The organism is Flavobacterium sp. LK-23, assembly GCF_058135255.1.
Genome location: NZ_JBYUVT010000005.1, coordinates 226,264 through 238,699 on the forward strand (window position 1 = coordinate 226,264; position 12,436 = coordinate 238,699).

The window sequence follows — 12,436 nt, forward strand, 5'->3', positions numbered from 1 at the left end:
TTTTCAAATGAAAAAAATAATACTTCTTATAAATTTCCTTTTCTATTTATCCGTTTCTGCTCAGCAAGATCCAGAATACACCCATTATATGTATAATATGAGTGTAGTCAATCCGGCTTATGCGACTGGAGTTCCTGCCATGATGAATTTTGGCGGATTGTACAGAACGCAATGGGTTGGTGCTTATGGCGCTCCAAAAACATTTACCTTTTTTGGGCACACAGCTATTAATGATAAAATAGAAGCTGGTATCTCATTCGTTTCAGATGATATAGGAGATGGAGCTAAAAAAGAGAATAATGTTTATGCTGATTTTGCTTATGTTTTAAAACTAGGCGGAAAAAATAAATTGTCTCTGGGGTTAAAAGCTGGATTTTCGTCTATGCAAAGCAATTTTAATGGTTTTCGTTTTACAGACCCTCAAACAGATATTGCTTTTTCGGAAAATATAAATGCAACAAAACCTAATATTGGAGTTGGAGCGTATTATTTTAGAGATAATCTATATGTAGGATTGTCTGCCCCAAACTTATTGAAGTCAAAATACATTGAAGAAAAGTCAGGAGTGAATGCTTTTGGCTCCGAAGAGATTCATACTTTTTTGACTGCTGGTTATGTTTTTCAGCTCAACAACGCATTGAAATTGAAACCCGCATTTATGTCCAAATTTGTAAAAGGTGCGCCAATAACTTTAGATGTTTCAGCCAATGTTCTTTACAACGAAAAGTTCGAATTTGGAGCTTCTTATAGAATAGATGATTCTGTAAGTGCGCTTTTCAATATTAATGTTACACCGACCTTAAGAGTGGGGTATGCTTACGATTATACGCTTACGAACTTCGGACAATTTAATTCTGGAACACATGAAATTATGCTGTTGTTCGATCTGGACTTGTTAGGAAAAGGATTTGATAAATCTCCAAGATTCTTCTAAAATGAAAAATATGAAAAAATTACTCGTTATTATATTCGTATTTTCAATACAGTTTATAAATGCACAAGATCTAGAACTAGCTAGAGCAAAACGTTTTTTTGACAAAACGTATTACAGCGAAGCTATTATTTTATACCAAAAATTGGCAGACGAAAAACCGTCTCAAGAAGTGATTAAAAATCTAGCCGATTCTTATTTCTATACTAACGACTTAGTAAAAGCACAGCGTTATTACCGTCTTTTGATTTCAAATTACAGCAATAATTTAGACCGAGAATATTATTTTAGATATGCGCAGACTTTAAAAGCAACAAATAGTAATGATGATGCAAACGCCAATTTAAAAGAATATTATGCTAAATCTGCCAACGCAGAAGATCTTGTCAATTTTGAAAAAGACTTTAAAACATTAGAAAATGTTACGGCAATTGGTAAACGTTTTGAGATTAAAAACCTTGCGATAAATACACCAAATTCTGAATTTGGAGCTGTGAAATATAAAGAAGACCTAGTTTTTGCTGGTGTGAAATTGAAGCCTGGTTTATTTGATAAAAAGTTTAAATGGGATAACGAAACGTATTTGAATTTGGTTTCAATTCCTTTAAAGAATATTAATTCAAGAGATTCTATAGTTCATTATTTTGCTAAAGAATTAAAAACCGGAATGCATGAATCGAATGCTGTTTTCACAAAAGATGGCAAAACGATGTATTTTACCCGAAACAATTCTAAAAACGGAAAGAAGAAAAAAGACGATAAGAAAATCTCTAATCTTCAGATTTTTAAAGCAGAATGGGTTGAAGGAAAATGGACGAAAATTACTTCGCTTCCATTCAATAGTCCGAATTATTCTGTGGAGCATCCTGCTTTGAGTGCAGATGAAAAAGTATTGTATTTTGCTTCAGATATGCCAGGATCTCTAGGTTCTTTCGATATTTATTCCGTTAATATTAATAAAGGAGCATTTGATACTCCGAAAAATTTGGGTCCAGAAATTAATACAGATAAAAGAGAGCAATTTCCTTTTGCCTCTGCAGATAATAAGCTTTATTTTTCGTCTGACGGACATTTGGGCTACGGATCTTTAGACGTTTTTGTTTCTGATATTAACGGAAATGAGTATTCAAAACCTATTAATGTAGGACTTCCGTTAAACTCTAATTTAGATGATTTCGCTTTTAACATTGATTCTAATACCAAAGAAGGATTTTTTGCTTCTAATAGAGAAGGAGGAAAAGGGAGCGATGATATTTATCAATTCAAAGAAATAAAAGATTTGATTGTTGAAGATTGCAAGCAATTAATCGCGGGAACAATTACAGATATTGATACGCAATTGGCTCTAGAAAATGCAACGGTATTATTACAAGATTCTGAAAGTAAAACTTTAAATACCATTACAACTTCTGCTGATGGAAAATTCAGTTTTACGGTTCCTTGCGAGGCTTCGTATAAAATTTCAGCTTCCAAAGAAAACTATACAAATGCTTCAAAAATACTGACATTAGACAAAACAAGAGATAAAGTTAATGACGGTTCTTTAGCTTTAAAATCATTGGAAGTTATTAAACAGGAAGAAAAATTAATTGCTGAAAATAAGAGAAAGCAAGAAATTATTATTGAAGAAGAAAACAAGAAAAAAGAAGCTTTGGTGGCAATTGAATTGAAAGAAAAAGAGAAAAAAGCCAAAGAAGCGGCAATCGTTGCAGCTGAAGTTAAAAAGCAGGAAAAAGTAAAAGAGATATTGGCAAAGGAAAAAGATGTTGTTAAAGATAAAGATCGTTTAATCATAAAAACAGATCCAATTTACTTTGATTACAATATGTGGTATATCCGAAAAGAATCAAAAGTAGTTTTGGGCAGGGTAGTAGAGCTGATGAAGAAATATCCAGATATGAAAATCGAAATTGGTTCGCATACCGATTCTAGAGGAAATGCAAAATTTAATGAAGATTTGTCTCAAAAGAGAGCCAATTCGACAAGAGAATTTATAATTCAGTCTGGTATTGATGCAAAACGAGTTATGGCAAAAGGGTATGGAGAATCGGTGCCCATTATTAAATGTAAAACAGACGAATCTTGCTCAGAAGAAGAGCATGAATTGAACAGAAGATCTGAATTTGTAATCAAAAGTTTGTAATTTTTTTTAACATAGTAAACCCGACAGATTTTAAAAACCTGTCGGGTTTCATTTTTACAGAAAAACTTTGCCGAAACCTTTTTACGGAAATCTTTTTTCTTTAATTTTATAGTGATATCAACGAAATAAAAAAAAATATGAGAAATCTAACCTTGTCTTGTTTGCTTTTATCCTTTATTGGATTGCAAAGCTGTAAAAATGAAGAAAAACAAAAAGCTACTGAAGCTGCAAAAGCAGAAGGTGAAGCGGTGGTAAGCACTGCATGCTATAAAGCAATTTATGAAAAGGATACAATAGATTTAAAATTGAATACTTTAAAAAACGGAAAATTATCCGGAGACATGATTATGAGGGTGGCACCTTCAACTGTTAGAACAGGAGAAGTTGCAGGTGAGTTTCATGGCGATACTTTGTTTGTAGATTACACTTTTAAAGATAATGTAAATGGAGATAAAACGTTTAAGAACCCGATGGCGCTTTTGAAACGTAACAATCAGCTTATTTTAGGAAATGGTGTTATGCAAACTACAATGGGTGTTACTTATTTGGTAAAAGATAAGCCAATTGATTTTGAAAGCGTAAAATATAAATTTGATTCTGTTGAATGCGCTGAGAAGAAATAAAAGAAGAAAGATTTGAGAGTCAAGATGTTTCTCTTCAAAAATAAAACGAAGCTGTCTCAAAAGGACAGTTTTTTTATTGGACACAAATATTTATAACATTTTTTTGATCTGTAAAAACCCCAGCGGGGTGGAATATTTATAGAAGTGGTAATATCAAAAATGGATAAAGCTCCAGAGGAGCGACATATTTTTTCTGTAGACTTAATATATGACGCTCCTCTGGAGCTTTATGTTGTAATCATTTATTCTTTTTCTATAAATATTTTGCTTCTCTGAAGCTTTTAAAAAAAATAGCCGTCCATTTGAGACAGCTATTTTTGTTATTTTTAGAAGTTTAAATTCTTATTGAACTTCACCCTTAATTTTAAGAGCTACTCTTCCGTCAGGATAGTTTACTGCGTTTGTTTCAACAGTAATTGTTTTACGAATAGGTCCTGCTACCATGTTATATTTTACATCGATTTTCCCTTTTTTGCCCGGCATAATTGCTGCTGCAGGTTTGGTAACAACGATTGAACTTAGCGTAGATTCTGCGCCTGTAATTAATAAAGGAGCATCACCAGTGTTTGTAAATTCAAAGGAACGAAGTCCATTGTCTCCTTTAGAAATTTTTCCATAATCAATTGTATTGTCTGGGGCTGCAAATTCAATTTTTGGGCCGTTTTGTGCATAACTTACTGCGCTAAACAATAAGACTGCAATAAAAGAGGCTGCATTTTTCATATGAAATCTTTTTTTTAATTGTAAGTAAATATACATTCTTTTAATTAACACACAAATTATTATTTCTCTTTTTATAGTCTACTTAATTATTTACTTTTGCTGTCAGTTATAAATACAAAAATTGAACCAGTTTTTTGTTTGACTGTTTAGTCGTTTATTTGTTTAATCGTTGAGATTGATTTATAAAAGACTTTTTTTAACAGAAAATAATGAAAACAAATCAATTTGAAATTCGATGATCAAAACCGATTAAACGGTTAAACAAATTAACGATTAAACAACCCTAGTAAATGACAATTCCAGCACAATTTGACGCTAAGACGATTGAGAGTAAATGGTATGATTACTGGATGAAAAATAATTATTTTCATTCAGAACCAGATCATAGAACACCGTACACCATTGTAATTCCGCCGCCAAACGTCACTGGAGTCCTTCACATGGGACATATGTTGAATAATACGATTCAGGATGTTTTAATTCGCCGTGCACGTCTAAAAGGATTCAACGCTTGTTGGGTTCCAGGTACAGATCACGCCTCTATTGCAACTGAAGCAAAAGTGGTAGCGAAATTAAAAGCAGAAGGAATCAATAAAAACGATTTGACCCGCGAAGAATTCCTAAAACATGCTTGGGAATGGACCGATAAATACGGAGGAACAATCTTAGAACAGCTTAAGAAATTAGGGGCTTCTTGCGATTGGGAACGCACTAAATTTACAATGGATCCAGATATGTCTGCATCTGTAATTAAATCGTTTGTAGATTTATACAACAAAGGTTTGATCTACAGAGGATACCGTATGGTTAACTGGGATCCAGAAGCAAAAACTACTCTTTCTGACGAAGAAGTAATTTATGAAGAACAGCAAGGAAAATTATTTTTCTTAAAATATAAAATTGAAGGTTCAGAAGATTTCTTGACGATTGCTACAACACGTCCTGAGACTATCTTCGGGGACACTGCCATCTGTATCAATCCAAACGATGAGCGTTTTACACATTTAAAAGGTAAAAAAGCGATTGTTCCAATCTGCGGAAGAGTAATTCCAATTATTGAAGACGAATATGTTGATGTTGAATTCGGAACAGGATGTTTGAAAGTAACGCCTGCGCACGATATGAATGACAAAACTCTTGGTGAAAAACATAACCTAGAAATCGTTGATATTTTTAATGAAGATGCGACATTAAACAGCTTCGGATTACATTATCAAGGAAAAGACCGTTTTGTGGTTCGTACTGAAATTGCAAAAGAACTAGAAGAAATTGCGGCTTTAGCAAAAACAGAAACACACTTAAATAAAGTAGGAACTTCTGAAAGAACCAAAGCGGTAATCGAACCAAGATTATCTGACCAATGGTTCTTGAAAATGGAAGAATTGGTAAAACCAGCAATTAAGTCGGTTTTAGAAACAGGAGAAATTAAATTACACCCAAAACGTTTCGAAAATACGTATGCGCATTGGTTAAATAATATTCGTGATTGGAATATTTCTCGTCAATTATGGTGGGGACAACAAATTCCTGCTTATTATTACGGAGACGGTAAAGAAGATTTTGTAGTTGCAGAAAATATCGAAGATGCTTTAGCTTTAGCAAAAGAAAAAACATCTAACAACTCACTTACAACATCTGACTTAAAACAAGATGTTGACGCTTTAGATACCTGGTTTTCATCTTGGTTATGGCCAATGTCAGTTTTTGGTGGAATTATGGATCCGGAAAGTGCAGACTTTAAATATTATTATCCAACAAACGACTTGGTTACAGGTCCGGATATTTTATTTTTCTGGGTTGCGAGAATGATTATTGCAGGTTATGAATATGCTGGAGAAAAACCATTTACAAACGTATATTTAACAGGTTTAGTTCGTGATAAACAACGTCGTAAAATGTCTAAATCATTAGGGAATTCTCCTGATCCTTTAGATTTGATCGATAAATTTAGTGCAGACGGAGTTCGTGTAGGATTGCTTTTAAGTGCTTCTGCTGGAAACGATATTATGTTTGATGAGGAATTGTGCAGTCAAGGAAAAGCGTTTTCAAACAAGATTTGGAATGCTTTTAAATTGATTAAAGGTTGGGAAGTTTCAGAAACTATCGCACAGCCAGAATCATCAAAAGTGGCTATTGAATGGTACGAAGCAAAATTGCAGCAGACTTTAGTTGACATTGAAGATAATTTCGAGAAATACAGAATTTCAGATTCTCTTATGGCAATTTATAAATTGGTTTGGGATGATTTCTGTTCTTGGTTCTTAGAAATGATCAAACCGGCATACCAACAGCCAATTGACAGCGTAACTTTCGCGAAAGCGATCGAAATGTTAGAAAACAACTTGAAGTTATTGCATCCGTTTATGCCTTTCTTGACAGAGGAAATTTGGCAGTTAATTGCAGAAAGAACTCCAGAAGAAGCTTTAATTGTTTCGACTTGGCCAGAAGTAAAACCGTTTGACGCAAAATTAATTGCTGATTTTGAAAACTCAATTGAAGTAATTTCTGGAATAAGAACGATTCGTAAAGACAAAAATATTCCGTTTAAAGATGCCATCGAATTAAAAGGAATCAACAGCGAAAATGTTTCTACTTACTTTGATTCGATCATAACGAAATTAGGAAACGTTTCTGCTTTTGAATATGTTTCAGAAAAAGTAGATGGAGCATTGTCTTTCCGTGTAAAATCAAATGAATATTTCATTCCGATTACAGGAAACATCGACGTTGAAGCTGAAATTGCAAAACTGACAGAAGAATTAAATTATACAAAAGGATTCTTGAAATCTGTTGAAGCAAAACTTTCAAACGAGAAATTCGTAAACGGAGCTCCAGAGAAAGTCCTTAATTTAGAAAAACAAAAACAAGTTGATGCTTTAGCAAAAATTGCTACAATTGAGCAGAGTTTGGCTGGTTTGAAGTAAGAGTCAAATCTCTGTTTTAATTATATAATTAAACCCGACAGGTTCAAAAATCTGTCGGGTTTGTTGTTTTATACATACAGTTTGTCATTCCTGTAACTATACGCATTGTCAGTCTGAGCGAAGTCGAAGACCACGCTAGAAGCTCCGCAATAAAAATCGCCAATCTTTGTCGAGCCACTTACGGAGATTCCTCGTTCCTCGGAATGACAATATTATGGTATTTCTTTTCTAAAATCAATCAGATTTATTGTTTTTACATGTCACTTTTTTTATAAAAAATAAATTGGACTTTTATGATTTTGTGTTTTAAAATGATATAAATTTAATACGATTTTTCACTATCTAAATTTTCTTTTTCAAATGAAAAAAATATTATTTTTTGTATCCATTTTGACTCTTTTTTCCTCTTGTTCCAACAAAATTGAGAATGTTGAGAAATCTTTTTATTACTGGAAAAGTAACAACTGGAGTTTGAATTCAAAGGAAAGTAAGGTTTTAAAAGATTTAGAAGTCAGGAAATTGTATGTTAAGTTTTTTGAGATTGATCATAATGAAGCTTATGGAGATTTTCCTGTTTCCAAAACGTCTTTGCGTTTTTATCAAAAGGAAGATTTTTTAATTGTTCCAACGGTATATATTAAAAACGAGGTTTTTAAAAACACGAATAGAGAAAGGATAGATACACTTGCCAATAATGTTGCTTTTTTGATTAATAAATATACAAATGAAAGATTTGAAGGTGCTATTGCGACAAAAGAATTTCAAATGGATTGTGATTGGACTTTGACAACAAAGGATAATTATTTTTATTTTTTGAAGAAATTAAAGGCAGTTTCAAAAAAAGAAATTAGCTGCACATTGAGATTATATCCTTATAAATATCCTGAAAAAATGGGTATTCCTCTTGTAGACAAAGCAACTTTAATGTGTTATAATTTGATAAATCCTTTAGGGAATCATTCTAAAAACTCCATTTTAGATATAGAAGAATTAAAACTTTATCTCAATAAGAAAAGAAAATATCCACTCCACTTAGATATTGCGCTGCCCACTTATTCTTGGATGCAGGTCTATAAAAATGATCATTTCTACAAAGTGATTTATGAGGGACAGAAAGAGGTTTTAAAATCTTTAAAAGAAATTAAACCTTTGTGGTATGAGGTGACAAAAGATACGGTCGTCGATAATTTTTATTTAAGAATTGGAGACAAGATTAAATACGAAAATTTAACCTCAAAGAAAATTAATGAGGCAATTGAAGTCATCAAAAAGAATGTCGACTTTGACGCCAATACAACAGTAACATTATTTCATTTAGACGAAGAACAATTAAGTAATTATAGCAATGAAGAACTTTCTGGTTTTTATAGCAATTTTAGTAAGTAATAGCATTTTTGCTTGTGGTTTTTATCCGTTTGGAGAAGAAATCCGATATTCATTTTTTAACCCTTCGAATTTTAATTACTATCCTTATTCAGAATTTAATTATTCTTATAATTCATTCTATCCAAATATAGACGGTGTGTACCCGCAAGGTTCAATCGATGAGAATGAAAAACTTTGGATGAAATATTGTCGAAGTAAAGTTTCTATCGAAGCTATACGAAGCATTTTATATGATTTTAATGAAGAGGATATTAATGAAAAATCTTCGAATGAAATGCTTTTGTATTTTTATAAAACTAAAAATATAGAAGCCATAAATTATTTAAAATTTGCTAAAACCTGCGAACCTCTTAACGGAATGTATGGCGATCCATGGGAAAAAAAGGAAGGAGCTACAATGCCAAAGAGAAAAAATCTTATAGATAAAGCCATAAAAATTTCTAATAAGGTTAAAGATAATGAAATCAAATTACGATATGCGTTTTTGGCTATTAGACTAGCCTATTATAATAATGATTTGGAACAAATCAAATCATTGTATGATACTATTTTTAAAAACCAAAAAAAGAAAGATATACTTAATTACTGGAGTTTATATTTTAGGACATTTGCCGAAACCGATAAAGCCTTAGCGAATTTTTATGCTGCTCAAGTTTTTGTAAAAGCTCCAGATAAGCGCTTTATAATTTCTCAGGTATTTAACTCTAAAATTTCATTGGAAGATGTTTTAAAGTATGCTAAAAATGATGAAGAAAGAGCCAATGTTTATTTTTTAGCAGGTGTAAAAAAGAGCAATCAAGCCTTGTTTTGTTTAGAAAAAGTCTATCAGTACAATCCAAAATTTGAAGGCCTTTCTTTTTTGCTTCTTAGAGAAATTAATAAAATTGAGGATTGGGTTTTTACTCCTTATTATTCTTTATTTAATCCAGCGGTTTCAAAATATGACTATTGGTCAGACGATGCAAATAATTCGATAAAAGATGTTTTAAATAGGGTAGAAAATGATAGGATTTACGCTGGCAAAGTGTTGCAATTTGTAAGCAACGTAAAACTTAAAAAAATTAATGACCCAATTTTATGGAAGTTAGGGAAGTCTTATTTATCATTTGTAACTAAAGACAACCAGGGCTGTTTGAATGAAATTGCTGCTATAGAAAAGAAAATTTCTAAAACAGGTCCCCTTTATAATCAAATAAAAATTATAAAAGCATTAGCCTTAACTGCTAATCAGGAAAAAGGAAAAGCTGTTATTTTGGATGCAGTAAAACCAATTCTTCTTGAAAATGAAAAAAATAGAAAATTTTTATTTGCTATTGGAAGGGAATTAGAATACAAACAGAATACATTGGATGCCGCTTTTTTATATTCAAAGCTTAATGAAGTTGTGACAGAGCCTGCTGATTATTCTGAAAATAATACAGCAGTTTGGAAAACTTTAAAAAACAAAAGCAATTCATACAGGGATTTTTATTCTAATTACTTTGAATACATTGATGTGATTTATTCGCCAGAACAAGTGCGGGAAATAGTAGAAAGGATTGAAAATAAAAGAGAGAAGCTAGATTCGTTTTCAGAATGGAAACAAAATTATCTTAAAAAAGAAATTCCAAGATTATACGATTTGATTGGAACAAAATACATTCGTCAAAACAATCTCAAACTAGCCTCTGAATATTTTGGAAAATTGGATATTGACGAAATTGCCAGTTACGCAGATTGTCTTTGGGAAAAACCAAATTGCAAAGAATCAGATATGTTTGATGTAAATCCGTTTTTTGTCCTTAAGTATACCCCCGAGTTTATTAAGCAAGAAAAGCCCTTTAGATTAAATAAAAGAAGCATTACGGAACATTTGATATTATATCTTAAAAAGGCTTCTAATCCGAAAGAAGTCAATAAGGACTATTATTATTTTTTAGCAGCGAATGCTTATTATAACATGACGCAAAATGGAAATTCATGGATGATGCGCCGTTACAATTGGCATCATTATGTTGATGATACTCCTTTTGAAGATGAGAAAGAATATTTTCAAGGCAATTTAGCACAGCAATATTATCTTTTAGCGTTAAAGCATGCTAAAACAGATAAGTTTAAAGCTTTATGCTTGAGAATGATAGGAAGGTGCGAAAAAAACAAACTACAATATCAATACCCTGATGATTACTATAGCCAAATTGAAAATTATGATGATTTTCTTTTAAGTAAAAATAAATACTATCAGGATTTAAAATCGAAATATGCAGATGATTATGTTGATCTAATGTCTGACTGCAGTTCTTTTGAAGAATATTTTAAGGCGAGAAGGTAAAAAACAAAATCCCAATATTGAATTTCAGTATTGGGATTTTGTTTTGTTATAATATTTTACTTCTTCTTCAAAACCAAAAACAAAGGATAAGAAACAATTGCAATCCCAACGATAATAATAAAACTTTTAGGGTCACTGTAAATAAATCCTCCAAGTAATGCAATAGAAAATATAATCGCAATTATAGTTGTCCAAGGATACCAGAAAGAACGGTAAGGTCTTGGCAAATCGGGTTCAGAAGTTCTTAGTTTTAAAAGCGAATAATAAGCCAATCCCCAAACGATTATAGAGATGAAAGCTGCGAAAGAAAATAATACTTCAAAAGAGCCAATGCAAATTAAAAACAAACTGAAAAGAGAAGAGACCAATAGCGCAACAATCGGAGTTCCGCCTTTGTTTACAGTTGTTCCTTTTTGGATAAAAAAACCGTCACGGCTTAATCCGTAAAGGATTCTTGGCGGAATCATCATAAAGGCATTCAAAATACTAATTAAAGAGAAGATCGAAATTACGGTTACAATTTTTGCCCCACTTTCTCCAAAAAGAATCTTAGCAACATCGGCAGCGGCGAGATTGGATTTGGCTAAAGTTTCGATTGGCAATACATGAAAAAAAGCGGCATTCACTAAAATGTAGATTGCAACAACGAGCAAAACACCACTATATAAAGACTTCGGAATGTTTTTACTTGGATCATCATTTTCTTCTGCAAAAAAGCAAACGGCATTCCAACCATTATAAGTTCCTATAATTAACTGTAATGATTTAAAAAATCCAAAGATAAGTCCGATTTGAAAAATAGAACTATCCGTTTTTATCGCTGGAACTTCAACTCCAGAATACATAAAACAAGCCACAACCAAAGCCACAAAACAAATAACTTTTAAGAAACTGGTAATCTGCTGAATTACACTTCCGTTTTTGACTCCGCTTAAGTGCAGCAAAACAAATGCAACCAATAAAGAAATAGACAATATGGTTGAATAATTGGCCAATTGCGGAAATAAAATAATCGTGTATTCGCTAATTACGATGCAATAAAACGCGGGCGGAATAGCATTTACAATATAATCGTACCAACCAGAAAGAAAACCGGCATATTCGCCCAAAGCTCTTTTAATATAATTGTACGACCCACCTGCTTTTGGCAGCATTGTAGCCAATTCTGAATACGAATTTGCTCCTAATAAAACATACAAACCTCCAAAGAGCCAAGAAGCAAGAATAAGCCAGTAATTATTCAACATTTCTGCAATAGTTCCTGGCGTTCTTAAAATTCCAACACCAATAGTTCCGCCAATTAAAACGGCAATATTGAAACTAAGTCCTAAACTTTTTTGTAATTGGTTTTTTGTTGAATCCGACATTCTTGAATTGGGTTTTAAGGATTATAAT

Annotated in this window: 8 protein-coding genes; 6 read left to right on the forward strand and 2 right to left on the reverse strand. The window is 32.2% G+C overall.

Annotated features, from left to right (window positions below):
• Window positions 1-7: 7 nt before the first annotated feature.
• The 3 genes from AC3Y25_RS10325 to AC3Y25_RS10335 all read left to right on the forward strand — a co-directional run bounded on the left by AC3Y25_RS10325 (window position 8) and on the right by AC3Y25_RS10335 (window position 3,697).
• Window positions 8-934 carry a PorP/SprF family type IX secretion system membrane protein gene (locus tag AC3Y25_RS10325; RefSeq protein WP_427872653.1) on the forward strand — a complete coding sequence of 309 codons (927 nt, stop codon included), beginning with the start codon at window positions 8-10 and terminating at the stop codon, window positions 932-934.
• Between the two features lie 10 nt (window positions 935-944).
• Window positions 945-3,074: an OmpA family protein gene (locus AC3Y25_RS10330; protein ID WP_489902684.1), complete on the forward strand. Its 2,130-nt coding sequence runs from the start codon at window positions 945-947 to the stop codon at window positions 3,072-3,074.
• Window positions 3,075-3,211: 137 nt separating this feature from the next.
• Complete coding sequence (locus AC3Y25_RS10335; protein ID WP_489902685.1) at window positions 3,212-3,697, forward strand: hypothetical protein; 486 nt, start codon at window positions 3,212-3,214, stop codon at window positions 3,695-3,697.
• 342 nt (window positions 3,698-4,039) lie between these two features.
• Here AC3Y25_RS10335 and AC3Y25_RS10340 read toward each other — a convergent pair whose 3' ends face one another.
• Complete coding sequence (locus tag AC3Y25_RS10340; protein WP_320493987.1) at window positions 4,040-4,420, reverse strand: DUF1573 domain-containing protein; 381 nt, start codon at window positions 4,418-4,420, stop codon at window positions 4,040-4,042.
• 290 nt (window positions 4,421-4,710) lie between these two features.
• On the opposite strand from AC3Y25_RS10340, the gene AC3Y25_RS10345 reads away from it, so the two are divergent.
• The 3 genes from AC3Y25_RS10345 to AC3Y25_RS10355 all read left to right on the forward strand — a co-directional run bounded on the left by AC3Y25_RS10345 (window position 4,711) and on the right by AC3Y25_RS10355 (window position 11,041).
• Window positions 4,711-7,344, forward strand: a complete 2,634-nt coding sequence (locus tag AC3Y25_RS10345; protein ID WP_489902686.1) for a valine--tRNA ligase — start codon at window positions 4,711-4,713, stop codon at window positions 7,342-7,344.
• Window positions 7,345-7,704: 360 nt separating this feature from the next.
• Window positions 7,705-8,730, forward strand: coding sequence for a hypothetical protein (locus AC3Y25_RS10350; RefSeq protein WP_489902687.1), 1,026 nt, complete (start codon window positions 7,705-7,707; stop codon window positions 8,728-8,730).
• Window positions 8,690-11,041 carry a hypothetical protein gene (locus AC3Y25_RS10355; RefSeq protein WP_489902688.1) on the forward strand — a complete coding sequence of 784 codons (2,352 nt, stop codon included), beginning with the start codon at window positions 8,690-8,692 and terminating at the stop codon, window positions 11,039-11,041. The genes AC3Y25_RS10350 and AC3Y25_RS10355 overlap by 41 nt, the downstream gene beginning before the upstream one ends.
• A gap of 56 nt (window positions 11,042-11,097) precedes the next feature.
• Here AC3Y25_RS10355 and AC3Y25_RS10360 read toward each other — a convergent pair whose 3' ends face one another.
• Window positions 11,098-12,408 carry an APC family permease gene (locus AC3Y25_RS10360; protein WP_489902689.1) on the reverse strand — a complete coding sequence of 437 codons (1,311 nt, stop codon included), beginning with the start codon at window positions 12,406-12,408 and terminating at the stop codon, window positions 11,098-11,100.
• Window positions 12,409-12,436 lie beyond the last annotated feature (28 nt).